Annotated in this window: 25 protein-coding genes and 1 pseudogene; 21 read left to right on the top strand and 5 right to left on the bottom strand. The window is 60.2% G+C overall.

Annotated features, from left to right (window positions below; translation table 11 throughout):
- Positions 1-404 precede the first annotated feature (404 nt).
- The gene (locus KGB23_RS00985; protein ID WP_223429562.1) at positions 405-1991 is read left to right on the top strand and encodes an ABC transporter substrate-binding protein; all 1587 of its coding nucleotides are present in this window, start codon (positions 405-407) and stop codon (positions 1989-1991) included.
- A 127-nt stretch (positions 1992-2118) separates the two neighbouring features.
- Here KGB23_RS00985 and radC read toward each other — a convergent pair whose 3' ends face one another.
- Positions 2119-2793, bottom strand: a complete 675-nt coding sequence (gene radC / locus KGB23_RS00990; protein ID WP_223429563.1) for a RadC family protein — start codon at positions 2791-2793, stop codon at positions 2119-2121.
- A gap of 136 nt (positions 2794-2929) precedes the next feature.
- Between radC and coaBC the strand changes: the two genes are divergently transcribed.
- The 7 genes and pseudogenes from coaBC to KGB23_RS01025 all read left to right on the top strand — a co-directional run bounded on the left by coaBC (position 2930) and on the right by KGB23_RS01025 (position 8620).
- Entirely contained in the window at positions 2930-4138 is a 1209-nt protein-coding gene (coaBC, locus tag KGB23_RS00995; protein ID WP_223429564.1) for a bifunctional phosphopantothenoylcysteine decarboxylase/phosphopantothenate--cysteine ligase CoaBC, read from the top strand.
- A gap of 5 nt (positions 4139-4143) precedes the next feature.
- Complete coding sequence (gene dut, locus KGB23_RS01000) at positions 4144-4599, top strand: dUTP diphosphatase (protein ID WP_223429565.1); 456 nt, start codon at positions 4144-4146, stop codon at positions 4597-4599.
- A 340-nt stretch (positions 4600-4939) separates the two neighbouring features.
- Positions 4940-6316 (top strand): annotated as a pseudogene (locus KGB23_RS01005) (phosphomannomutase/phosphoglucomutase); the annotation flags it as partial.
- 25 nt (positions 6317-6341) lie between these two features.
- A complete protein-coding gene (argB, locus tag KGB23_RS01010) occupies positions 6342-7247 on the top strand; it encodes an acetylglutamate kinase (protein ID WP_008007602.1) in 906 nt (301 codons plus the stop codon).
- A 203-nt stretch (positions 7248-7450) separates the two neighbouring features.
- Positions 7451-7660: a hypothetical protein gene (locus KGB23_RS01015; protein ID WP_223429566.1), complete on the top strand. Its 210-nt coding sequence runs from the start codon at positions 7451-7453 to the stop codon at positions 7658-7660.
- A gap of 17 nt (positions 7661-7677) precedes the next feature.
- Entirely contained in the window at positions 7678-8250 is a 573-nt protein-coding gene (locus KGB23_RS01020) for a hypothetical protein (RefSeq protein ID WP_223429567.1), read from the top strand.
- Positions 8237-8620, top strand: a complete 384-nt coding sequence (locus KGB23_RS01025) for a hypothetical protein (protein ID WP_223429568.1) — start codon at positions 8237-8239, stop codon at positions 8618-8620. Before KGB23_RS01020 ends, KGB23_RS01025 begins: the two co-directional genes overlap by 14 nt.
- Before the next feature lie 43 nt (positions 8621-8663).
- On the opposite strand, the gene pyrE is transcribed toward KGB23_RS01025, so the two are convergent.
- Positions 8664-9308 carry an orotate phosphoribosyltransferase gene (gene pyrE / locus KGB23_RS01030; protein WP_095633618.1) on the bottom strand — a complete coding sequence of 215 codons (645 nt, stop codon included), beginning with the start codon at positions 9306-9308 and terminating at the stop codon, positions 8664-8666.
- A gap of 82 nt (positions 9309-9390) precedes the next feature.
- On the opposite strand from pyrE, the gene KGB23_RS01035 reads away from it, so the two are divergent.
- Complete coding sequence (locus KGB23_RS01035; RefSeq protein ID WP_007934608.1) at positions 9391-10170, top strand: exodeoxyribonuclease III; 780 nt, start codon at positions 9391-9393, stop codon at positions 10168-10170.
- Positions 10171-10231: 61 nt separating this feature from the next.
- Here the strand turns inward: KGB23_RS01035 and KGB23_RS01040 are convergent, their stop codons facing one another.
- Both KGB23_RS01040 and rph read right to left on the bottom strand, forming a co-directional pair.
- Positions 10232-10600, bottom strand: a complete 369-nt coding sequence (locus KGB23_RS01040) for a DUF4870 domain-containing protein (RefSeq protein WP_095126911.1) — start codon at positions 10598-10600, stop codon at positions 10232-10234.
- Between the two features lie 28 nt (positions 10601-10628).
- The gene (rph, locus tag KGB23_RS01045) at positions 10629-11351 is read right to left on the bottom strand and encodes a ribonuclease PH (protein ID WP_046045041.1); all 723 of its coding nucleotides are present in this window, start codon (positions 11349-11351) and stop codon (positions 10629-10631) included.
- Positions 11352-11620: 269 nt separating this feature from the next.
- On the opposite strand from rph, the gene KGB23_RS01050 reads away from it, so the two are divergent.
- From KGB23_RS01050 to KGB23_RS01075, 6 genes are all read left to right on the top strand, one after another.
- A complete protein-coding gene (locus KGB23_RS01050) occupies positions 11621-12484 on the top strand; it encodes a YicC/YloC family endoribonuclease (RefSeq protein ID WP_223429569.1) in 864 nt (287 codons plus the stop codon).
- A gap of 12 nt (positions 12485-12496) precedes the next feature.
- Positions 12497-13117 (top strand): guanylate kinase, encoded by a 621-nt coding sequence (gmk, locus tag KGB23_RS01055; RefSeq protein WP_223429570.1) that lies wholly within the window; start codon positions 12497-12499, stop codon positions 13115-13117.
- A gap of 167 nt (positions 13118-13284) precedes the next feature.
- Positions 13285-13548: a DNA-directed RNA polymerase subunit omega gene (rpoZ, locus tag KGB23_RS01060; RefSeq protein WP_007894670.1), complete on the top strand. Its 264-nt coding sequence runs from the start codon at positions 13285-13287 to the stop codon at positions 13546-13548.
- A 56-nt stretch (positions 13549-13604) separates the two neighbouring features.
- On the top strand, positions 13605-15710 hold the full coding sequence (gene spoT / locus KGB23_RS01065) for a bifunctional GTP diphosphokinase/guanosine-3',5'-bis pyrophosphate 3'-pyrophosphohydrolase (protein ID WP_008150141.1): 2106 nt from the start codon (positions 13605-13607) through the stop codon (positions 15708-15710).
- Between the two features lie 24 nt (positions 15711-15734).
- Complete coding sequence (locus KGB23_RS01070) at positions 15735-16115, top strand: RidA family protein (RefSeq protein WP_003229509.1); 381 nt, start codon at positions 15735-15737, stop codon at positions 16113-16115.
- Between the two features lie 73 nt (positions 16116-16188).
- Entirely contained in the window at positions 16189-16929 is a 741-nt protein-coding gene (locus KGB23_RS01075) for a hypothetical protein (protein WP_223429571.1), read from the top strand.
- A 74-nt stretch (positions 16930-17003) separates the two neighbouring features.
- Here the strand turns inward: KGB23_RS01075 and KGB23_RS01080 are convergent, their stop codons facing one another.
- Positions 17004-17861, bottom strand: coding sequence for an SDR family oxidoreductase (locus KGB23_RS01080; protein WP_223429572.1), 858 nt, complete (start codon positions 17859-17861; stop codon positions 17004-17006).
- A 189-nt stretch (positions 17862-18050) separates the two neighbouring features.
- On the opposite strand from KGB23_RS01080, the gene exbB reads away from it, so the two are divergent.
- The 6 genes from exbB to KGB23_RS01110 all read left to right on the top strand — a co-directional run bounded on the left by exbB (position 18051) and on the right by KGB23_RS01110 (position 24956).
- Positions 18051-19013: a tonB-system energizer ExbB gene (exbB, locus tag KGB23_RS01085; protein WP_223429573.1), complete on the top strand. Its 963-nt coding sequence runs from the start codon at positions 18051-18053 to the stop codon at positions 19011-19013.
- A 6-nt stretch (positions 19014-19019) separates the two neighbouring features.
- Positions 19020-19448, top strand: a complete 429-nt coding sequence (exbD, locus tag KGB23_RS01090) for a TonB system transport protein ExbD (protein WP_223429574.1) — start codon at positions 19020-19022, stop codon at positions 19446-19448.
- Complete coding sequence (locus KGB23_RS01095) at positions 19445-20194, top strand: TonB family protein (protein WP_095126904.1); 750 nt, start codon at positions 19445-19447, stop codon at positions 20192-20194. Before exbD ends, KGB23_RS01095 begins: the two co-directional genes overlap by 4 nt.
- A gap of 268 nt (positions 20195-20462) precedes the next feature.
- The gene (locus KGB23_RS01100) at positions 20463-21392 is read left to right on the top strand and encodes a hydrogen peroxide-inducible genes activator (RefSeq protein WP_008150125.1); all 930 of its coding nucleotides are present in this window, start codon (positions 20463-20465) and stop codon (positions 21390-21392) included.
- Between the two features lie 9 nt (positions 21393-21401).
- Positions 21402-23477 (top strand): ATP-dependent DNA helicase RecG, encoded by a 2076-nt coding sequence (recG, locus tag KGB23_RS01105; protein WP_223429575.1) that lies wholly within the window; start codon positions 21402-21404, stop codon positions 23475-23477.
- Positions 23478-23555: 78 nt separating this feature from the next.
- Positions 23556-24956, top strand: a complete 1401-nt coding sequence (locus KGB23_RS01110) for an aminoacyl-tRNA deacylase and HDOD domain-containing protein (protein ID WP_223429576.1) — start codon at positions 23556-23558, stop codon at positions 24954-24956.
- Positions 24957-25190 lie beyond the last annotated feature (234 nt).

The following is a 25190-nucleotide window of genomic DNA, read 5'->3' on the forward strand; positions in this document are numbered from 1 at the left end:
GGCCGCTTAATCTCTCAGTCATTTGGCGCCAGGCGCCGCGTTTCTTTAGAGGTCTTACCGGCTACACCTACAGTGAAGGAACCGGGCCCCTAGAAAAGAGCGCTGCTTTATACCAGAAAGACTGGAGAGCAACAACATTCCGTGTGCACAGACTTAATAAAAACCCCGTTTTTCTGGCTCGGAGCGCCTTGGATAAAGGCTATCGTCGATGAAGACCGCTCGTCGCAGAGAATCGGCCAACAGGCCAATCCAGGGTTTTGCTCAACCGGTACTCACCGAAAACAATCGCCTATAGTCCCCTTAAAATGAAAAAGGGGATAGTCATTTACAAAAGAGCCCACTAGGGTAAGCCTTTTCCAGACTGCACTTGCAGATGGGCCTTCGATCTGTAAAGGAATCCGACCATGCGCCTCGCTGCCCTACCGTTGTTGCTCGCCCCTCTTCTGCTGAGCCCATTGGCCCATGCCGCCGCTCTGAGCGTTTGCACTGAGGCAAGCCCGGAAGGGTTCGACGTGGTGCAATACAACTCGCTGACCACCACCAACGCCTCGGCCGACGTGCTGATGAACAGTCTGGTGGACTTCGATACCGCCAGCGGCAAAGTGGTCGCCAGCCTCGCCGACAGCTGGGAAGTCACGCCCGACGGCCTGACCTATGTCTTCAAATTGCACCCGCAGGTGAAGTTTCACCGCACCGAATATTTCAGCCCGACGCGTGACCTGACCGCCGAAGACGTGAAGTTCAGCTTCGACCGCATGCTCGACCCGGCAAACCCTTGGCACAAAGTCGCCCAAAGCGGCTTCCCGCACGCCCAGTCGATGCAGTTGCCAGCATTGATCAAGAAAATCGACGCGCTGGACCCGCTGACAGTGCGCTTCACCCTCGATCACCCAGACTCGACCTTCCTCGCGACGCTGAGCATGGGCTTCGCCTCGATCTACTCCGCCGAATATGCCGACAAACTGATGAAGGCCGGCACCCCGGAAAAGCTCAACAGCCAGCCAATCGGCAGCGGGCCGTTCATCTTCACGCGCTTCCAGAAAGATGCCTCGATCCGCTACAAGGCCAACCCGGACTACTTCCGCGGCAAGCCTTCGGTGGATCCGCTGATTTTCGCCATCACCCCTGACGCCAACGTGCGTTTGCAGAAATTGCGCCGCAACGAGTGCCAGATCGCCCTGTCGCCCAAGCCTCTGGACGTACAGGCAGCGCTGAAAGAACCGACCCTGAAAGTGGAAAAGACTGACGCCTTCATGACCGCGTTCGTCGGCATCAACAGCCAGCATCCGCCGCTGGACAAGCCTGAAGTGCGCCAGGCGATCAACCTCGCGTTCGACAAGGCCAACTACGTCAAAGCCGTGTTCGAAGACACCGCCGAACCTGCCAATGGTCCATACCCGCCGAACACCTGGAGCTATGCCAAAGGCCTGCCGGGTTATCCGCACGACGTCGAAAAAGCCAAAGCCCTCATGGCGAAGGCCGGGCTCAAGGACGGTTTCCAGACCACCATCTGGACCCGACCTTCTGGCAGTCTGCTCAACCCGAACCCGAGCCTCAGCGCGCAAATGCTGCAATCGGACCTCGCGGAAATCGGCATCCAGGCCGAGATTCGGGTGATCGAGTGGGGCGAACTGATTCGCCGTGCCAAGGCCGGTGAACACGATCTGTTGTTCATGGGCTGGGCCGGCGACAACGGTGACCCGGACAACTTCCTCACGCCGCAGTTTTCCTGCGCCGCGGTCAAATCCGGCACCAACTTCGCACGCTACTGCAACCAGGACCTGGACAAGCTGATCAGCGCCGGCAAGACCACCGGCGAGCAAGGTGTGCGCACCAAGCTCTACGAACAGGCCCAGGCACAGATCCAGCAGCAGGCGCTGTGGCTGCCGCTGGCCCACCCGACCGCCTTCGCGCTGACGCGCAAGGACGTTGAGGGCTATCAAGTGAGCCCGTTCGGCCGCCAGGATTACTCGAAGGTCAACCTCAAGTAATCAGCGTCACCACCAAACCCTGTGGGAGCGGGCTTGCTCGCGAAAGCGGTCTGTCAGTAGACATTGATATCGACTGACACGACGCCTTCGCGAGCAAGCCCGCTCCCACATGGGTTTTCGTCGCTCACTACATCCACCCATACTCAGCCATGGACAGCGGATCGCCGTCACCGATGATGAAATGGTCGAGCACCCGCACATCGATCAGGTCCAGCGCCTCTTGCAGGCGCTTGGTCAGCGTTCGGTCGGCTTGACTGGGGTTGGTATTACCCGACGGATGGTTATGGCAGAGGATCAGCGCTGCGGCGTTGTGGGCCAACGCGCGTTTAACCACTTGCCTCGGATAGACACTGGTGCTGTCGATGGATCCGCGAAACAGCACTTCAAAGGTCAGCACTTGATGCCTGGAATCCAAAAACAGACAGCCGAACACCTCGTGAGGCTCATGGCGCAACATTGACTTCAGGTAATCACGAACCGCCTGCGGATTTTCCAGCGCCGATTTTTGGCGCGCACGTTCGGCCAAATGCCGCCGGCTCATTTCCTGGACCGCTTGCAACTGAGCGAATTTCGCCGGCCCGAGCCCCAACTGCCGGCTGAATGCTGCCTGATCGGCCTCGAGCAGTGAGCGCAGGCTGCCAAACCGACTCAACAGGTGTCGCGCCAGATCTACCGCGCTTTTACCCGACACACCCGTTCGTAAAAAAATCGCCAGCAGTTCGGCGTCCGAAAGGCTCCCCGAGCCCAACTCAAGCAACCTCTCCCGCGGCCGTTCCGCCGCGGGCCAATCACGAATACTCATAGCACCTCCCTGGTCTGTGGGCGCCGCTGTTCCGTAGCGGTCGCTGTGATATCGTAGCCCATCTTTTTTGCGGGCGATTTCACTCCTGGGGAGGGGGTATCGCCATGCAGTCATCAACGAAATGAAAGGCAGACCTATGCAGCGGCTGTATCGGAAACGCATCGTTCTGGGCGTCGGCGGCGGCATTGCTGCCTACAAGAGCGCCGACCTGGTTCGCCGACTGATCGACCAGGGCGCCGAAGTGCGCGTGGTCATGACCCGTGGCGGCAGCGAGTTCATCACCCCGCTGACCATGCAGGCCTTGTCCGGCCACCCGGTCCACCTCGACCTGCTGGACCCTGCGGCAGAAGCCGCGATGGGCCACATCGAGCTGGCCAAATGGGCCGACATGGTGCTGATCGCCCCCGCCACCGCAGACCTTATCGCCCGCCTGGCCCAAGGCATTGCCGACGACCTGCTGACCACTTTGGTGCTGGCCACCGATGCCGTGGTCGCCGTTGCCCCGGCGATGAACCAGGCCATGTGGCGCGACCCGGCGACCCAGGCCAACCTGCAAACCCTCGAAAGCCGTGGCCTGAAAACCTTTGGCCCAGCCTCCGGCAGCCAGGCCTGTGGCGACGTCGGCATGGGCCGCATGCTCGAAGCCACCGACCTCGCCCAGTGCGCGGCGGACTGCTTCCAGCGTCAGGCGCTGACCGGTAAACACGTGCTGATCACCGCCGGCCCGACCCAGGAAAACATCGACCCGGTGCGCTACATCACCAACCACAGCTCCGGAAAAATGGGCTTTGCCCTGGCCGAAGCCGCGGTGGAAGCCGGCGCCCGCGTAACGCTGATCACCGGTCCGGTGCACCTGCCGACCCCGGATCGCGTCACGCGCATCGACGTGGTCAGTGCTCGTGACATGCTTGCCGCCTGCGAAGCCGCGATCCCTTGCGACCTGTTCATCGCCTCGGCAGCGGTCGCGGATTACCGCCCGGAAGTCGTCGCCCCACAGAAACTCAAGAAAGACCCCACGAACGGCGACGGCTTGTTGCTACAGATGGTGCGTAACCCGGACATCCTGGCCACCATCGCCACTCGCCCTGACCGTCCGTTCAGTGTCGGTTTCGCCGCCGAAACCGAACACCTGCTCGACTATGCTGCACGCAAGTTGAAAGACAAGAACCTCGATTTGATCGTCGCCAACGACGTCGCCAACCCGAGTATTGGCTTCAACAGTGAAGAAAACGCCTGCAGCGTGATCGACCGCCAGTTACACGCCATACTTTTCGCCCAGACCAGCAAGAGCAAGATTGCCCGCCAGCTGATCACTTTTATCGCCGAACGTCTGAACCAGGTTTAATTTACATGCACACTTTGCAAGCCAAGATCCTCGACCCTCGCATCGGTACCGATTTCCCGCTGCCGCAGTACGCCACGCCAGGCTCCGCCGGCCTCGACCTGCGCGCCATGCTGGAAAAAGACACCATCATCAAGCCGGGCGAAACCCTCCTGATTCCTACCGGCCTGTCGGTGTACATCGGTGATCCAGGCCTGGCGGCGCTGATTCTGCCGCGCTCGGGCCTGGGCCATAAGCACGGCATCGTGTTGGGCAACCTGGTCGGCCTGATCGACTCCGATTATCAAGGCCCGCTGATGGTGTCGTGCTGGAACCGTGGCCAGACCGAATTCACCATGGTCGTTGGCGAACGTTTGGCCCAGTTGGTGCTGGTACCAGTGGTTCAAGCGCATTTCGAGATGGTCGAAGAGTTCGTTGAAACCGAGCGCGGCACCGGCGGCTTCGGCCACTCCGGCACCAAATGACCCGGTAGAAGCGCTAAACCCCTGTAGGAGCTGCCGAAGGCTGCGATCTTTTGACTTTAAAGACCAAGATCAAAAGATCGCAGCCTTCGGCAGCTCCTACAGGGGACAAGCTTGCTCTCCACAAAATCAAATTGTCATCTGCAAGGTTTAGCCCCGAAAATCAAGGCATTGGCTGGTCATTACCTCGCAAACGCAGGTGTCATGGCCTTTACACACCACGAACTCTCAGTGGAAAACGCCGTCATACCCTTCAGTTTGAACCGGCCGACGAGTTCTTCGCGGCAGGTCCAGCCACTTTCGAGATGGAGCATTCCTACAGATGAGCACCCCAGCCCAAGTCGCACCCAAGTTCCCCGACAGCATCTTCCGCGCCTACGACATTCGCGGCACCGTCCCGGAGTTCTTGAACGCTGAAACCGCTTATTGGCTCGGTCGCGCCATCGGCTCCCAGAGCCTGGCCCAGGACGAACCCAACGTGTCCGTCGGCCGTGACGGTCGCCTGTCCGGTCCAGAACTGGTCGAACAACTGATCAAAGGCCTCGCCGACAGCGGTTGCCACGTCAGCGACGTCGGCCTGGTGCCAACGCCTGCGCTGTACTACGCCGCCAACGTGCTGGCCGGCAAATCCGGCGTAATGCTCACCGGCAGCCACAACCCGTCGAACTACAACGGCTTCAAGATCGTCATCGCTGGCGACACCTTGGCCAACGAACAGATCCAGGCCCTGCACGAACGCCTCAAGACCAACAACCTGAGCAGCGGCAAGGGCAGCATCACCCAGGTCGAGATCCTCGACCGCTACAACACCGAAATCGTCCAGGACATCAAACTGGCTCGCCGCCTCAAAGTCGTGGTCGACTGCGGTAACGGCGCGGCCGGCGTGATCGCCCCGCAACTGATCGAAGCCCTGAACTGCGAAGTCATCCCGCTGTTCTGCGACGTCGACGGCAACTTCCCAAATCACCACCCGGACCCGGGCAAGCCTGAAAACCTCGTGGACCTGATCGCCAAGGTCAAGGAAACCAACGCTGACCTGGGCCTGGCCTTCGACGGCGACGGCGACCGCGTCGGCGTGGTGACCAACACCGGTAGCATCGTTTACCCGGACCGCCTGCTGATGCTGTTCGCCCGTGACGTGCTGGCGCGCAACGCTGACGCGGAGATCATCTTCGACGTCAAATGCACCCGTCGCCTGACGCCGCTGATCAAGGAATACGGCGGCCGTCCGCTAATGTGGAAGACCGGTCACTCGTTGATCAAAAAGAAAATGAAACAAACCGGCGCCCTGCTGGCCGGCGAAATGAGTGGGCACATCTTCTTCAAGGAGCGCTGGTTCGGTTTCGACGACGGCATTTACAGCGCCGCTCGTCTGCTGGAGATCCTCAGCAAAGAAAAATCCACCGCGGAAGAGCTGTTTGCGACCTTCCCGAACGATATTTCTACGCCGGAAATCAATATCCATGTGACCGAAGAGAGCAAATTCAGCATCATTGATGCTCTGCACGACGCGAAGTGGGGCGAAGGCGCCGACCTGACCACCATTGACGGCGTGCGAGTCGACTACGCCAAAGGCTGGGGCCTGGTGCGCGCGTCCAACACCACACCGGTGCTGGTGCTGCGCTTCGAGGCCGATGACGAGGCTGAACTGCAGCGCATCAAGGACGTTTTCCACGTCCAACTGAAGCGTGTTGCACCTGATCTCCAATTACCGTTTTGATTTAACGAAGCACCCGGAGCCCTGAATGACCCTCGAACGCGAAGCCGCCGCCAACACCGCCAAGGTCCTGTCCGAAGCGCTGCCTTACATTCGCCGCTATGTCGGCAAGACGCTGGTGATCAAATACGGCGGCAACGCGATGGAAAGCGAGGAGCTGAAAACCGGCTTCGCCCGCGACATCGTGCTGATGAAAGCCGTCGGCATAAACCCGGTGGTGGTTCACGGCGGCGGCCCGCAAATCGGCGATCTGCTCAAGCGTCTGTCGATCGAGAGCCACTTCATCGATGGCATGCGCGTGACTGACGCGCAGACCATGGACGTGGTGGAAATGGTCCTCGGCGGCCAGGTGAACAAGGACATCGTCAACCTGATCAACCGTCATGGCGGCAGCGCCATCGGCCTGACCGGTAAAGACGCCGAGCTGATTCGTGCGAAGAAACTCACCGTCACCCGCCAGACACCGGAGATGACCCAACCTGAAATCATCGACATCGGCCAAGTGGGCGAAGTGGTCGGGATCAACACCGACTTGCTGAACCTGCTGGTCAAAGGCGACTTCATCCCGGTCATCGCGCCAATCGGTGTCGGCGCCAACGGCGAGTCGTACAACATCAACGCCGACCTGGTGGCCGGTAAAGTTGCCGAAGCGCTGAAGGCTGAAAAGCTGATGCTGCTGACCAACATCGCCGGCCTGATGGACAAGTCGGGGACGGTCCTGACCGGCCTGACCACCCAACAGGTCGATGATCTGATCGCCGACGGCACCATCTACGGCGGTATGCTGCCGAAGATCCGCTGCGCATTGGAAGCAGTGCAAGGTGGCGTGGGCAGCTCGTTGATCATCGATGGTCGGGTGCCGAATGCCATTCTGCTTGAGATCTTCACCGATACTGGTGTGGGCACCTTGATCAGCAATCGCAAGCGTCACTGATTCAAACCTTAAAAAGATCGCAGCCTTCGGCAGCTCCTACGACAGCGGATTTTCGGATGTACGAAAACCCTGTAGGAGCTGACGAAGTCTGTGATCTTTTTTATGCGCGCAGGAAATGCCTGACCTGATTAAGCGAAACGTCCGACATCCCGCCAGCATTAGTCCGCATAGGATCTTCCCTGTATCCACAGGAGAACGACCCCATGCAAAAAGTTTACGCACCTAACGGCAGCGACGTTTCCGCAGGCACCTACGAATGCGCCGACTGCGGCTACGAATATTCCAACCAATCGAAAAAATCCTTGCCGCCCTGCCCGCAACGCCTGGATTCATTGCACATACAAAACGGCTGGAAAATCCTCAGCGGCCAAGGAGACGCAACGGACGACCCCTATCCGAAATCCGGTAAGTGATCACGGGAGACTCAGCCATGCAGATCTCGTTCACGATCGACGCCCAGGCTTTCGAGCAGGAGCAGAAGGAGCCGGTCAAAAAGACCCTGAAGATATCCGATAACGAAATCGCTCATGCCTTACAACGTATCGCCAAGGCGAGCCTGACCGAATACCTGAAAATGCTGGTAGAAGGCGGCATGCCGAGTCGGGCCGATGAAGCGAAACAGGACCGCTTGCTGTATCTGATTCAAAGCTACTTCGGGCAGACATTGCCGACCGAATCTCAGATATCGACGATTTTTCAGCTGACCCAGAGCCAAAGCAAAACCCTGCTGAAAAACACGGTTTCGCGCTTTCGCAATCAGCTGGACGATATTCTGCAGCACAGCATGCGAGCCGTGATCGAGTCTGCGGAACATGCGCAGACGGTGTACCTGGTGGTGATCAGTTCGGACGTCATTCGTGATGAGCTGAACATGCTGATCACACAGAACGAACCGACCTTCAAACCCATCACAAAACGTAAAGGCAGCGCCGGGCAGTTCGAAATCAGTGAGGATTCCCACGACTTGCTGTGCAGGACGCTTGGTCTGAATGCCGTTCAGTGACATTGTCGCGGTCAGCGGTTTGCTGCTGACCCTGACCACTTTCATGTTCAACCTGGCGTGGCCGAGACTGCATGAAGCACTGGAGCTGGATGAAAGCCAAACTGGCCCGCTCGCCAGAAAACGTAGCCGAAAAAAGGTAACGAACGTTTTGTTCGCCTGCGCCCTCCCTCTCACCAGCGCCTTCCTGGCGCTGTTTTACGTCAACCTTCCTGCTGCGGTGAGAATCATGGGCAGCAGCACGCTGGATCTTTGGGACTTTGACGTGGATCGCACACTTTACGTGATGGTTGTGTTTGCACTAATGGTGTTTGCGCTGTTCAACGCCCGGTTAACCCTGTGCCTGTGTGGGAAATGGCGCAGCCTGCGTTAATCGCCAGATGAAAAAAAGGCCCTGTAAAAACAGGGCCTTTGCGTTAAACGCCGAACTGCGCGCGGTAGGCTTCAACCGCCGGCAGGTGTTGCTTGAGCTGCGGATCGTCAGCCAGGAATTCGAGCACCTGGTTCAGCGAAACAATGCTGATCACCGGAATACCGAAGTCACGCTCCACTTCCTGGATGGCCGACAACTCGCCGTTGCCACGCTCCTGACGGTTCAGGGCAATGAGCACGCCCGCAGCCTTCGCCCCTTCCTGGGAAGCGATGATCTGCATCACCTCGCGGATGGCAGTGCCAGCGGTGATGACGTCGTCGATGATCAGCACGTCGCCGGTCAACGGTGCGCCGACCAGACTGCCGCCTTCGCCGTGAGCCTTGGCTTCCTTGCGGTTGAAGCACCACGGCAGGTCGCGGCCATGATGTTCGGCCAGGGCCACTGCGGTGGTCGCCGCCAAAGGGATGCCTTTGTACGCCGGGCCAAACAATACGTCGAACGAAATGCCGCTCTCGACGATGGCTGCCGCATAGAAACGACCCAGCTGCGCAAGGGCCGAACCCGAGTTGAACAGGCCGGCATTGAAGAAGTAAGGACTGGTGCGCCCGGACTTCAGGGTGAACTCGCCGAAGCGCAAAACGCCGCGATCGATGGCAAAACGAATGAAATCGCGCTGATACGCTTGCATGAAAAAAACCCCAAATACCACGGATTTAGCTAATTAGGTTGACGCCGTGTATCATACACGCACGCGATTTTTGGGGCCATTTATGCGGATCATCAGTGTGAACGTCAATGGTATTCAGGCTGCAGTGGAGCGAGGTTTGCTCAGTTGGCTGCAAGCACAGAATGCCGACGTCATCTGCCTGCAGGACACCCGCGCCTCCGCCTTTGAACTGGACGATCCAGCTTTCCAACTGGATGGCTACTTCCTTTATGCCTGCGAAGCCGAAGTTCCCGCCCAAGGTGGCGTGGCTTTGTATTCGCGGCTGCAACCGAAGGCAGTCATCAGCGGTCTCGGCTTCGAGACAGCCGACCGCTACGGGCGCTACCTGCAAGCCGATTTCGACAAGGTCAGCATCGCGACCTTACTGCTCCCTTCGGGGCAGAACGGCGATGAAGACTTGAACCAGAAGTTCAAGCTAATGGACGATTTCGCCCGTTACCTGGATAAACAGCGACGCAAACGTCGCGAGTACATTTACTGTGGCTCGCTGTACGTGGCACAACAGAAGCTGGATATCAAAAACTGGCGTGACAGCCAGCAATCCCCGGGCTTCCTGGCACCTGAACGTGCCTGGATGGACGAGATTGTCGGCAACATGGGCTATGTCGATGCCCTGCGCGAAGTCAGCCGTGAAGGCGACCAGTACAGCTGGTGGCCGGATAACGAACAGGCTGAAATGCTCAACCTCGGTTGGCGTTTCGACTATCAGTTGCTGACGCCGGGCCTGCGTCGCTTCGTACGTAGCGCACGCTTGCCACGTCAGCCACGGTTCTCGCAACATGCACCGCTGATCGTGGACTACGACTGGACGCTGACCATCTAAGCGTCGTTTCGCAGACACAAAAAAGCCGACATCAACTGTCGGCTTTTTTGTGGACAACGATTTATTTGATCAACCGCCAGGTGAACGGATACCGGTAAGGCACCCCTTCATTGGCCTTCACGCCGCCGATGATGGTCAGCACCAGCGCACCGATCGCCAACAGACCGAACAGGAAGAACCCGACGATCACCACCATCAGCAGGAAGCAGATGGCGGAGGCAATGGCGACGGTGATCTGAAAGTTCAGCGCCTCCTTGCCTTGAGCATCAACAAACGGGTCCATCTCGCGCTTCATCTGCCAAAGAATCAGCGGGCCGATCAGCGTACCGAACGGAATCCAGATCCCCAGCAAGGCGGACAGGTGACAAAACATCGCCCACTGCCGAACCTCTTTGCTCGGGGTGGGAAGCAGCTGTTGCTCGTCACTCATGGCGTCCTCCTTGCGTGGTGCGGTCCGATCAGTCGGCCAGTGCAGCTTTTTGCAGCTCGAAGATTTCGCTCATGCCTTTCTTCGCTAACTCAAGCATAGCGTTCAGTTCTTCCGGCTGGAACGGAGCGCCTTCGGCAGTGCCCTGGACTTCGATAAAACCACCCGTGCTGGTCATCACCACATTCAGGTCGGTCTCGGCGGCCGAGTCTTCCAGGTAGTCAAGGTCGAGTACCGGCTCACCCTGATACATGCCCACCGATACGGCAGCGATCATTTGCTTCAGCGGGTCGCCGCCTTTCAGGCCGCCGCGCTTCTTGATCACTTTCAAGGCATCGACCAGTGCAACCATGGCGCCGGTGATGGACGCGGTGCGGGTGCCGCCGTCAGCCTGGATCACGTCGCAGTCGACGTACAGGGTGACGTCGCCCAGCTTGGACATGTCCAGCGAAGCGCGCAGGGAACGACCGATCAGACGCTGGATTTCCAGGGTGCGGCCGCCTTGCTTGCCGCGGCTCGCTTCACGCTGGTTACGCTCGCCAGTGGCGCGCGGCAGCATGCCGTATTCAGCGGTCAACCAGCCCTGGCCCTGACCTTTGAGGAAGCGCGGCACGCCGTTCTCGACGCTGACGGTGCAGATGACTTTGGTATCACCGAACTCGACCAGTACAGATCCCTCGGCGTGTTTGGTGTAGTTGCGGGTAATGCGGATCGAGCGGAGCTGATCGGCAGCGCGACCACTTGGACGTTTCATAGGGAATACCTGTACGGGGGACGGAAAACTGCGGAGCATTATAGAGCCGCAGGGCCACGAGTGGGCACTTCTAAAAAATCCCCCGACGACTGAAGGCCCTGAACAGCGCTTTGCCGACGACCTGCAGCCCTTTGTCACACCGTGTGTTTGGGCGCATTCGCCCCACTGCGCTACAATCCTGCGCCTTTGCTGCCTCTGGGCTTAAATTCATATAGATCAGGCCTGCGAAACCTTTGGTAACGCATGAACCTGCATTGCGAGGTACCTCCATGGTGCACAGCATGACCGCCTTTGCCCGCGTCGAAAAAGCCGGCGCCCAAGGCACCCTGAGCTGGGAACTGCGCTCGGTCAACAGCCGCTACCTGGAGCCGCACCTGCGTCTGCCGGAGTCCTTTCGCGACCTCGAAGGCGCGGTCCGCGAAACACTGCGCCAGGGAATCTCGCGCGGCAAGCTCGAATGCACCCTGCGCTTTACCGAAGAAAATACCGACAAACCACTGCAAGTGGACCGCGAGCGCGCCGCGCAATTGGTCGCCGCCGCCGAGACCATCGCCAGCCTGATCAAAAATCCGGCCGCGCTGAACCCGTTGGAAGTCCTGGCTTGGCCCGGCGTGTTGGTGGGCGACGCGACCGACCCGCAAGCCCTGAATGCCGAAGCCCTGGCGCTGTTCAACGAAGGCCTGAAAGAACTCAAGGCCGGCCGCGAGCGCGAAGGCGCGGAGCTGGCGCGGTTGATCAATGATCGCCTGACCTCCATTGAAGAAGACGTGGTGACCCTGCGTGAACTGGTCCCGCAGATGCTTGCCACCCAGCGCCAGAAAGTCCTCGACCGCTTTGCCGACATGAAGGCCGAGATGGACCCGCAGCGGCTGGAGCAGGAAATGGTCATGCTCGCGCAAAAGAGCGACGTCGCCGAAGAACTGGATCGCCTGAGCACTCACATCATTGAAGTTCGCCGGGTGCTCAAATCCGGTGGCGCTGCCGGTCGGCGCCTGGACTTCCTGATGCAGGAACTCAACCGCGAAGCGAACACACTGGGCTCCAAAGCCTTCGACCCGCGCAGCACCCAGGCGGCGGTCAACCTCAAAGTGTTGATCGAGCAGATGCGCGAACAAGTGCAGAATATTGAGTAAGGCAACCCTGACATGACCCACAGCACCGGCACCCTGTACATCATTTCCGCACCTTCGGGCGCGGGCAAGAGCAGCCTGGTCAAAGCCCTGACCGACGCTGATCAGGAGATCCGCGTCTCCGTCTCCCACACCACCCGCGCCATGCGCCCCGGTGAAGTGAACGGCGTGAACTATCACTTCGTCTCCCGCGAAGCGTTCGTGAAGATGGGCGAACACGGTGACTTCCTGGAGCGCGCTGAAGTGTTCGGCAATCTCTACGGCACCTCGCAAAGTCACTTGCAGCAGACCCTGGACGCAGGCCACGACCTGATCCTGGAAATCGACTGGCAAGGCGCCGAGCAAGTACGCAAGTTGATGCCTCAGGCCCGTTCGATCTTCATTCTGCCGCCGTCCCTTCAGGCCTTGCACCAGCGGCTGACCAATCGCGGCCAGGACAGCGACGAGATCATCGAAGGCCGGATGCGCGAAGCCGTCAGCGAAATGAGCCACTACGTCGACTACGATTACCTGATCATCAACGACGATTTCGCCCACGCACTGCGCGATTTGCAGGCGATTTTCCGTGCCAATCAGCTGCATCAGAAGCGTCAGCAGCAGCGTAACGGAAAACTTTTGGCCGAATTGCTGGGTTAAACAGCTCTTCCCAAAACCGCTGCAAGGGCTTTACATTGGCACTTGCAGCGCGTTGAAGGGCTTGGTCAAAAAATCAGCGCTTCCCTAATCGCTGGTGATTTTTTAAACTGTTGAGTCCGCTCGCCCAACCGGGCAGCGCGCATATTGCATTCGCTCCGAGGAATACCATGGCCCGCGTAACCGTTGAAGATTGCCTAAACCACGTGGAAAACCGCTTTGAGCTGGTCATGCTGTCTACCAAGCGTGCCCGTCAACTGGCCACCGGCGGCAAAGAGCCACTGGTTCAGTGGGAAAACGACAAGCCTACCGTTGTAGCCTTGCGTGAAATCGCTGAAGGCCTGATGAGCTACGAGTTCATCGCCAACGCTGAAATCGTCGAAGACGAACCGCTGTTCGCAGCGTTCGAGGACGAGTCCAACGAGGCAGTCTAAGCCATGCCTGGTCGACGTAGCACGGCGCGGGGTCACAGCGAACGGCAGGAATTATCATGCCGAGCATAGACGCCCTCGCCGATCGCTTATCGACCTACCTCGGCAAGGACCAGGTCAACCTGGTCCGCCGAGCGTACTTCTACGCCGAACAAGCCCACGATGGCCAGCGCCGCCGTAGTGGCGAGGCGTACGTCACGCACCCACTCGCGGTTGCGAATATTCTTGCCGACATGCACATGGACCATCAGAGCCTGATGGCTGCGATGCTGCATGACGTGATCGAAGACACCGGTATTGCCAAGGAAGCGCTGCAAGCGCAGTTCGGCGAAACCGTGGCCGAACTGGTCGACGGGGTCAGCAAACTGACCCAGATGAACTTCGAGACCAAAGCCGAAGCCCAGGCCGAAAACTTCCAGAAAATGGCCATGGCCATGGCCCGCGACATTCGCGTGATCCTGGTCAAACTGGCCGACCGCCTGCACAACATGCGGACCCTGGAAGTCCTGTCCGGCGAAAAACGCCGACGGATCGCCAAGGAAACCCTGGAAATCTATGCGCCCATCGCCAACCGGCTGGGCATGCACGCCATCCGCATAGAATTCGAAGACCTCGGCTTCAAGGCGATGCACCCGATGCGTTCCGCACGGATCAACCAGGCGGTCAAACGCGCCCGGGGCAATCGCAAGGAAATCGTCAACAAGATCGAAGAGTCCCTCAGTCACTGCCTGGCCATCGACGAAATCCAGGGCGAAGTCAGCGGTCGCCAGAAACACCTCTACGGCATCTACAAGAAAATGCGCGGCAAGCGTCGGGCCTTCAACGAGATCATGGACGTCTACGCGTTCCGGATCATCGTCGACAAGGTCGATACCTGCTACCGCGTGCTGGGTGCTGTGCATAACTTGTACAAACCGTTGCCGGGGCGCTTCAAGGATTACATCGCGATCCCCAAGGCCAACGGCTACCAGTCGCTGCACACCACACTGTTCGGCATGCACGGTGTACCGATCGAGATTCAGATCCGCACCCGTGAAATGGAAGAGATGGCCAACAACGGTATCGCCGCCCATTGGCTCTATAAATCCAGTGGCGATGAGCAGCCAAAAGGCACTCATGCCCGCGCCCGCCAGTGGGTCAAAGGCGTGCTGGAGATGCAGCAACGGGCCGGCAACTCGCTGGAATTCATCGAGAGCGTGAAGATCGACCTGTTCCCGGACGAGGTCTACGTGTTCACGCCCAAAGGCCGGATCATGGAGCTACCGAAAGGCTCCACGGCGGTCGATTTCGCTTACGCGGTGCACACCGACGTGGGCAACAGCTGCATTGCCTGCCGGATCAATCGTCGTCTCGCACCGCTGTCCGAACCGCTGCAAAGCGGCTCAACGGTCGAGATCGTCAGCGCCCCCGGGGCACGACCGAATCCGGCGTGGCTCAACTTCGTGGTCACCGGCAAGGCGCGGACTCACATCCGCCATGCGCTGAAACTGCAACGCCGCTCCGAATCCATCAGCCTCGGCGAACGCCTGCTGAACAAGGTTCTCAACGGCTTCGACAGCTCGCTGGAGAAAGTCGCAGCCGAGCGCGTCAAGGCGATGCTCACCGAGTACCGCCTGGAACTGATCGAAGACCTGCTCGAAGACATCGGCCTGGGCAATCGCATGGCTTATGTGGTCGCCCGCCGACTGCTTGGTGAAGGCGAACAGCTGCCGAGCGCGGAAGGCCCGCTGGCGATTCGCGGCACCGAAGGCCTGGTACTCAGTTACGCCAAGTGCTGTACGCCGATCCCGGGCGACCCGATTGTCGGCCACCTGTCCGCGGGCAAAGGCATGGTCGTGCACCTGGACAACTGCCGCAACATCAGCGAAATCCGCCACAACCCGGAAAAATGCATCCAGCTCTCGTGGGCCAAGGATGTCACCGGCGAATTCAATGTCGAGCTGCGCGTCGAACTGGAACACCAGCGCGGCCTGATCGCTCTGCTGGCCAGCAGCGTCAACGCGGCCGACGGCAATATCGAAAAAATCAGCATGGACGAACGCGATGGTCGCATCAGCGTGGTCCAACTGGTGGTCAGCGTGCACGACCGCGTGCACTTGGCCCGCGTGATCAAGAAACTGCGTGCCCTGACCGGGGTGATTCGCATCACTCGCATGCGTGCGTAAGCCACTCATTACAAGGAGTCATTCATGACCAAAACAGTTATCACCAGCGACAAGGCCCCGGCCGCCATCGGCACTTATTCCCAGGCGATCAAGGCCGGCAACACCGTTTACATGTCGGGTCAAATTCCTCTGGACCCAAAAACCATGGAACTGGTTGAAGGCTTCGAAGCCCAGACCGTCCAGGTGTTCGAGAACCTCAAAGCCGTGGCTGAAGCCGCTGGCGGTTCGTTCAAGGACATCGTCAAACTGAACATCTTCCTCACCGACCTGAGCCACTTCGCCAAGGTCAACGAGATCATGGGCAAGTACTTTGACCAGCCTTACCCTGCCCGCGCCGCCATCGGCGTAGCGGCCCTGCCAAAGGGTTCGCAGGTTGAGATGGATGCCATTCTGGTCATCGAGTAAATGCGTACGGCGCAGCCTTTAAAGGGCTGCGCTGACCGATCTTGTAAAGAAAGGGTTCTGAAAGGATTCCAAAATGCGCAAAGCGCTAGCTCTCTCGCTGGTCGCCCTACTCTTGGGCGGTTGTGCCAGCAACCCTGCCGACCGCGACATCAGCGGCACCTGGATCAATCAGGTGGCAATCAATGCTGCAGCCAAAGGCGGCCCCCTGCGCGAAGCGCTCCAGGCCTATGGTCCAAACCTGGAATGGGACGTCAACACCAAGGCTGGTCAGGCCCGCTACACCAATGGTTTTGAAAACGTCGACGGCAAGCTGCTGGGCGAAGCGTCCGGCGCCTGGAAAGTCGACTTTTATGGCAGCTCCGCCAGCGAGCTGAAGCGTGACGGCAAGCAACTGAGCCAGGTCGCCAGCGACAATGAGCCGGAGCAAGTCTTCGACCGCGCGCAGGTTACGGTGCCGGACGGCGCACCGGTGGGTGCCAGTTTCGAACGCGCACTGTATTCGGCCTACATGGGCGGCAGCTGGAAAGTCGTCAGCGGTCCCGGTGAAGGCAATACCGTGCAATTCCAGGCTGACGGCCAGGTTGCCGGCCTGCCGGGGGCGGATCGCTATGCCCTGTGTCTGGCGGGCGATTGCGCGTCGATGAGCGGCGGCAACGACAACATGTGGCTGCAACTCAACGGCCAGGGCAATACCTGGATCTTTGCGCGCAAGGGCAAAGAGCTGGAGATCTTCCAGACCATGAACACCGCTCAGGCGGACGAGATGCCACAGTTCACTCCGAGTGAGCGCAAATGGTTGCTCGAAAAGCAGTAACCCGGCCATAAGGCCAACGCATGATCAATGTGGGAGCGAGCTTGCTCCCACATTTGGTTTGTGGTGACAGGAAGTCAGCTGCGGCCTTCAAGGATCGCGGCGTAGCCTTCGCGATAGCTTGGGTACTTCGGCGTCCAGCCCAAGGCTTTCGCCCGAGCATTGCTGCATCGCTTACTGCCAGTGCGACGCACGCTCGCGTCTTCGGCCCATTCGGTCACGCCCAGATACTCACGCAACCAGCCCACCACTTCGGCCAACGGCGCAGGCGCATCGTCCACACCAATGTAGACGTCATCCAGCGCCACACCGCGACGATCCGCTTCAAGCAGGCACGCCATCAACCCCGCCGCGTCATCGGCGTGAATGCGATTGCCGTACAACGGTGGATCGACGGCCACGCGATAACCCCGACGCACCTGCGTCAACAACCGTTCGCGCCCCGGACCGTAAATGCCGGTCAAACGTACGATGCTGGCCGGGATGCCGCTATCGAGCGCCACTTGCTCCGCCTCTAGCATCAATCGACCCGAATAGCCTGTTGCAATGGTCGGCGAAGTCTCATCGATCCACTCGCCATCCTGCTGGCCATACACACTGCTGCTGGAAACAAACAGCAGGCGATCGGGCACCTGCCCGTAATCGTCCAGCCACTCCAGCACATGCTTCAAGCCCTGAACATAAGCGGCGCGATAACCGGCTTCATCGTGATCGGTGGCGGCCGCGCAATACACCAGGTAATCCACCGCACCGACTGGCCAGGTCGCTGGACAGTCTTCATTGAACAAGTCACCGGCAACGCCAATTACCCCCTTGGGCAGTCGTGAGACGTCACGCCTCAGGCCATGAACCTCCCACCCGCAAGCCAGCAATTGCGTAGCCAGACGACTACCAACATCACCACAGCCGGCGATCAAAACAGAAGGCGCGGACATCAGAAAACTCCCATCAGAAAGGCACAGACTAGCGCCGGCAAAGGACGAGCGGCTAGCAATGAAGGAAAAAAAGATACTCTATTACTTTTGTTAACAAGAATTACTTGCAATAATGCCTGCCACTTTTGTTCTCGGCCTCACGAGGCCTGGAAGAACATTTACCGTCTTTTTCTCTCAGGTCCGGCCAGCATGACACGCAATCAATTCCCCGCTTCGCCAACCAAACGACCTCGCGCCTGGAGCGCGGTGGCCGCCCTGCTGCTCAGCCTGATGCTGGCACCGACCGCCGCTTTCGCTGACGCACAAGCGCCAGCCGCTCCGGCAGCCACTGCTGCTCCAGCTCCTGCCGCTCATGTTACCCCGGCTGCGACCGACCCGGCCCAAGCCGTAGACACCACTGCCGAAGACGTTCCGGAAGTCCTCGAAGCCGACAACACCCTGGGCATGGCCCACGACCTGTCGCCGTGGGGCATGTACCAGAACGCCGACATCATCGTGAAAATCGTGATGATCGGTCTGGCTATCGCCTCGATCATCACCTGGACCATCTGGATCGCCAAGGGCTTCGAGCTGATGGGCGCCAAGCGTCGTCTGCGCACCGAAATCGTCCATTTGAAAAAAGCCACCACCCTTAAAGAAGCCAGTGTGACAGCCACCAAGCAAGGCACCCTCGCCAATTTGCTGGTGCATGACGCCCTGGAAGAGATGCGTTTGTCGGTCAATAGCCGCGAGAAAGAAGGCATCAAGGAACGCGTCGCCTTCCGCCTCGAGCGTCTGGTTGCAGCCTGCGGTCGCAACATGAGCAGCGGCACCGGCGTGCTCGCCACCATCGGTTCAACCGCGCCGTTCGTCGGCCTGTTCGGTACCGTGTGGGGCATCATGAACAGCTTCATCGGCATCGCCAAAACCCAGACCACCAACCTCGCCGTCGTGGCTCCCGGCATCGCCGAAGCCCTGCTGGCAACCGCGTTGGGTCTGGTTGCAGCGATTCCGGCCGTAGTGATCTACAACGTATTTGCCCGCTCCATTGCCGGTTACAAGGCGCAAGTATCCGATGCCTCGGCTGAAGTCCTGCTGCTGGTCAGCCGTGACCTCGATCACCTGCCGACCACCGAACGCTCCGCGCAACCGCACATGGTCAAAGTAGGGTAATCAGCCATGGGCTTGCATTTGAAAGAAGGCGCAGACGACGATCTGGCCGAGAACCACGAAATCAACGTCACACCGTTCATTGACGTGATGCTGGTGCTGTTGATCATCTTCATGGTGGCAGCCCCGCTCGCCACCGTGGACATCAAGGTCGACCTGCCGGCCTCCAGCGCCAAACCGACGCCACGGCCGGAGAAACCGGTGTTCCTCAGCGTCAAGGCTGACCAACGCCTGTTCCTCGGCGAAGACGAAGTGAAAGCCGAAGCACTCGGCGCCACCCTCGACGCCAGGACCAAAGGCAAGAAAGACACGACGATCTTCTTCCAGGCCGATAAAGGCGTGGATTACGGCGACCTGATGAGCGTGATGGACAACCTGCGCTCTGCCGGTTACCTGAAGGTGGGTCTGGTCGGACTCGAGACGGCAGCCAAGAAATGATCACGACGCGCCAAAAGCTGACGCGTTACAGCGGGAGCCTGGCCGTGGTGCTGGGTGTCCATGCGCTGGCCATTGCGCTGGCGCTGAACTGGACGTCGCGCCCACCGATCGAGCTGCCGCCGCAGGCGATGATGGTCGAATTGGCGCCGGTTCCGGCACCGCCACCGCCGGCACCGCCGAAGGTCATAACGCCGCCACAGCCACCCGCCCCGGTGGAAGAACTGCCGATACCGAAGCTGGCTGAAGTGCCGAAGGCCGAGATCGCCGTGCCGAAACCGGTCAAACCCAAGCCAAAGCCTCAACCGCCCAAGCCTGTGGAGAAAAAGCCGGAACCGCCTAAAGAGAAGCCGTCCGAGGAAAAACCGAGCGACGCGCAACCGACTCGGGCGCCAACGGAGAAATCCGCTCAGCCGGCACCAGGCCCATCACCGGCGCAGCAAGCGGCCAAGGCCAGTTGGCAAGGCACCCTGCTCGCTCACTTGGCCAAGTACAAGAAATACCCGGCCAGTGCACAGGCGCGGGGCAAGGAAGGCATGAACCGTCTGCGCTTCGTGGTGGATGCCGAAGGCAACGTGTTGTCGTTCGAACTGGTGGGCGGTTCTGGTACTGCCGATCTGGACCGGGCCACCCTGGAAATGATCCGCCGCGCCCAACCGCTGCCAAAGCCACCGGCCGACATGTTGACCAACGGCGCCATCGAAATCGTTGCACCGTTTGTTTACTCGCTGGAAAAACGCCGGCGCTAAACCGCCGCAGATCCCCATGTGGGAGCGGGCTTGCTCGCGAAGAGGCCAGAATATTCAGCATCTATGTTGACTGACACACCGCTTTCGCGAGCAAGCCCGCTCCCACAGGAATATGTATCAACCATAAAAGGCACCCGAAAGGTGCCTTTTGCATATCCGCCAGCGGCAAACCTGCTTTGCCCTGTGTCACTCAACGCACTCAGTCTGATAACGTGCGTCTATCGATTGCAGCCGGTATGCTTGGCTCGCAACTTCATGGACGCTTGCTATGACTCTTACAGAATTACGCTACATCGTTACCCTCGCCCAAGAGCAGCACTTCGGCCACGCGGCCGAGCGTTGCCACGTCAGTCAGCCGACCCTGTCGGTGGGCGTGAAAAAGCTTGAAGACGAACTCGGTGTGCTGATTTTCGAGCGCAGCAAGAGTGCCGTGCGCCTGACCCCGGTCGGCGAAGGCATTGTCGCCCAGGCGCAGAAAGTGCTGGAACAGGCCCAAGGCATCCGCGAACTGGCCCAGGCCGGCAAGAACCAGCTGACCGCCCCGCTGAAAGTCGGCGCCATCTACACCGTCGGCCCGTACCTGTTTCCGCACCTGATTCCACAACTGCACCGGGTCGCCCCGCAGATGCCGTTGTACATCGAAGAAAACTTCACCCACGTGCTGCGCGACAAACTGCGCAACGGCGAGCTCGACGCGATCATCATCGCCCTGCCGTTCAACGAAGCCGACGTGCTGACCCTCCAGCTCTACGACGAGCCGTTCTACGTCCTGATGCCGGCCCAGCACCCGTGGACCCAAAAAGAATCCATCGACGCCGCCCTGCTCAACGACAAGAGCCTGCTGCTGCTCGGTGAAGGCCACTGCTTCCGCGATCAAGTGCTGGAAGCCTGCCCGACCCTGGCCAAAGGCAACGACGGCGCCAAGCACACCACGGTGGAATCCAGCTCCCTGGAAACCATCCGCCACATGGTTGCGTCCGGCCTCGGCATCTCGATCCTGCCGCTGTCGGCAGTCGACAGCCATCACTACGCCCCCGGCGTGATCGAAGTGCGTCCACTGACGCCTCCGGTGCCGTTCCGCACCGTGGCCATCGCCTGGCGCGCGAGCTTCCCGCGGCCGAAGGCGATTGAAATCCTTGCTGACTCCATTCGCCTGTGCTCGGTGGCCAAGCCGCAAGCACCGGTGGTTGCGGCCTAAGTCGCTGCCATGACCGAGTTGTCGCAAGTGTCGGTGACGGCACTCAAGGGTGTCGGCGAAGCCATGGCCGAGAAGTTGGCCAAGGTCGGCCTGGAGAATCTCCAGGACGTGCTGTTCCACTTGCCGCTGCGCTATCAGGACCGCACGCGCGTGGTCCCGATCGGCCATTTGCGACCGGGCCAGGACGCCGTGATCGAAGGCACCGTCAGCGGCGCCGATGTGGTCATGGGCCGCCGCCGCAGCCTGGTGGTGCGCCTGCAGGACGGCACCGGCGGGCTCAGCCTGCGTTTCTACCATTTCAGCAACGCCCAGAAAGAAGGCCTCAAACGCGGCACGCGCATTCGCTGCTACGGCGAAGCACGGCCCGGTGCGTCGGGGCTGGAGATCTATCACCCGGAATACCGCGCCATCACCGGCGACGAGCCGCCGCCGGTGGACGAAACCCTGACGCCGGTTTACCCGCTCACCGAAGGCCTGACTCAACAGCGCTTGCGCCAACTGTGCATGCAAACACTGACGATGCTCGGCCCCACCAGCCTGCCCGACTGGCTGCCGAATGAACTGGCGCGGGACTATCAACTGGCGCCGCTGGCCGATGCGATCCGCTACCTGCACCACCCGCCGGCCGATGCCGACGTCGACGAACTCGCCCTCGGTCATCACTGGGCGCAGCACCGTCTGGCCTTCGAAGAACTGCTGACCCATCAACTGTCCCAGCAGCGTCTGCGCGAGAGCATGCGCTCCCTGCGCGCGCCAGCGATGCCGAAAGCCAGCAAGCTACCGGCCCAGTATCTGGCCAACCTCGGTTTCAATCCGACCGGTGCTCAGCAACGGGTCGGCAACGAAATCGCCTACGACCTCAGTCAGCACGAGCCCATGTTGCGGCTGATTCAGGGCGACGTCGGCGCGGGTAAAACCGTGGTCGCTGCCCTCGCCGCACTGCAAGCGCTGGAGGCCGGATATCAAGTGGCGCTGATGGCGCCCACCGAGATTCTCGCCGAGCAGCATTTCATCACCTTCAAGCGCTGGCTCGAACCGCTGGGCATCGAAGTCGCGTGGCTGGCCGGCAAGCTCAAAGGCAAGAACCGCGTGGCCGCACTGGAGCAGATCGCCAACGGCACACCGATGGTGGTCGGCACCCACGCGCTATTCCAGGACGAAGTGCAGTTCAAAAACCTCGCGCTGGCGATCATCGACGAACAACACCGCTTCGGCGTGCAGCAACGGCTGGCGTTGCGGCAGAAAGGTGTTGGCGGGCGGATGTGTCCGCATCAGCTGATCATGACCGCCACACCGATTCCCCGGACGCTGGCCATGAGCGCCTACGCCGACCTCGACACCTCGATCCTCGACGAACTACCGCCCGGCCGAACCCCGGTGAACACCGTGCTGATCACCGACACCCGGCGTGTCGAAGTCATCGAGCGGGTACGCGGCGCCTGTGCTGAAGGCCGTCAGGCCTATTGGGTGTGCACGCTGATCGAAGAGTCGGAAGAGCTGACTTGCCAGGCCGCCGAAACCACCTACGAAGACCTCACCGCCGCCCTCGGCGAGCTGAAGGTCGGGCTGATCCACGGCCGCATGAAGCCCGTCGAGAAAGCCGCGGTCATGGCCGAATTCAAGGCCGGCAACCTGCAACTGCTGGTCGCCACCACGGTGATTGAAGTCGGCGTCGACGTGCCCAACGCCAGCCTGATGATCATCGAAAACCCCGAACGCCTTGGCCTTGCGCAGCTGCACCAATTGCGCGGTCGCGTCGGTCGAGGCAGCGCCGCCAGCCATTGCGTGCTGCTCTACCATCCACCGCTGTCACAGATCGGTCGTCAGCGCCTGGGCATCATGCGCGAAACCAACGACGGGTTTGTCATCGCCGAAAAAGACCTCGAACTGCGCGGTCCCGGCGAAATGCTCGGTACGCGTCAAACCGGCCTGCTGCAATTCAAGGTCGCTGACCTGATGCGCGACGCCGATCTGCTGCCCTCCGTGCGCGACGCCGCCCAGGCGCTGCTGGAGCGCTGGCCGGATCACGTCAGCCCGCTGCTCGACCGCTGGTTACGTCATGGGCAGCAATACGGCCAAGTGTGAGCACCGTCGCAGTTTCTGAACCACCGTCCTGAGCAAGCTGGTTATACTCCTGCCATTGTTTTAAAACGGATACAGACCATGACCGAAGTTGCCCTCGCACCCGCCTCCCCGCACGCTCCGTCGGTTATTCGGCTGATGCTGGGCAAATTGGGTATCGCCTACGAAGAAGTCCTCGACCATCACGGCCTGAACGCCGCACGCAAAGTGCAGGCTGTTCTGCTTGATGACGCCGTGGGCACGCTCATGGTGCTGTTCCCGCAGAGCCAATTGCTGGACCTCAATCGCCTCGCCGAACTGACCGGCCGCCGCCTCACCGCCGTGTCCACCGAACGCCTGGTAAAAATGCTCGGCAAACACAACCTGAGCCTGCTGCCCGGCATGCCGGCGCTCACCAGCTCACCGTGCCTGTATGAAGAAAGCCTGCTGCGCGAGCCGAAGTTGCTGATCAACTCGGGCGAGCCGGGCGTGTTGCTGGAGATCACCAGCGAAGACTTCAAGACCATGCTGACCAAGGCCAGCGCCGCCAACTTTGGCGAAGCGCTGATCAGCATTCGCCCGAACCTCGACCGCCCTCACGATGACCGCGAGGAAATCACCCAGGCCGTTCAAGCGTTCACCGCACGACGCATCCAGCAACGCCTGGAAGAGACCATCGAGATTCCGCCGCTGGCCGAGACCGCGCAGAAGATCATCAAACTGCGCGTCGATCCCAACGCCACCATCGACGACATCACCGGCGTCGTCGAAACCGACCCGGCCCTGGCCGCACAAGTCGTGAGCTGGGCAGCGTCGCCGTACTACGCCTCACCTGGCAAGATTCGCTCAGTAGAAGACGCCATCGTGCGGGTGCTGGGCTTCGACCTGGTGATCAACCTGGCGCTGGGCCTGGCCCTGGGCAAAACCCTGAGCCTGCCAAAAGACCATCCGCAACACACCACGCCGTACTGGCAGCAATCGATCTACACCGCCGCCGTCATCGAAGGCCTGACCCGCGCCATGCCGCGCGCCCAGCGCCCGGAAGCCGGCCTGACCTACCTCGCCGGCCTGCTGCACAACTTCGGCTACTTGCTACTGGCCCACGTCTTCCCGCCGCACTTCTCGCTGATCTGCCGCCACCTGGAGGTCAACCCGCACCTGTGCCACAGCTACGTCGAGCAACACCTGCTGGGCATCAGCCGTGAACAGATCGGCTCGTGGCTGATGCGCTACTGGGACATGCCCGAAGAACTGGCTACGGCGCTGCGCTTCCAGCACGACCCGGGCTACGACGGCGATTACGCCGAGTACCCAAACCTCGTGTGCCTGGCTGTGCGCTTGCTGCGTAGCCGTGGCATCGGCTCCGGCCCGGATGAAGACATCCCGGATGCCTTGCTGGAACGCGTCGGCCTGACTCGCGACAAAGCCAACGACGTCGTCAGCAAAGTCCTCGAAGCTGAAGTGCTGCTGCGCGAACTGGCTTCGCAATTCACCCAGGCCTAAAACCTATCGAGGGCAAGCTCACTCCCACAGAGGTCGCCTAATTCCTGTGGGAGCGAGCCTGCTCGCGAAGAATCCACCCCGGTCTACCTGAATCACCACACCCCCTGTGGTGAGGGGATTTATCCCCGTTCGGCTGCGCAGCAGTCGCATACCCATTCAAAGAGGTGTGCCAGATAAAACCGGGATCTCAGGTTTCAGGCCCGCTTCGCAGCCCAACGGGGATAAATCCCCTCG

Source organism: Pseudomonas sp. GL-B-26 (assembly GCF_019947405.1).
GTDB lineage: Bacteria > Pseudomonadota > Gammaproteobacteria > Pseudomonadales > Pseudomonadaceae > Aquipseudomonas.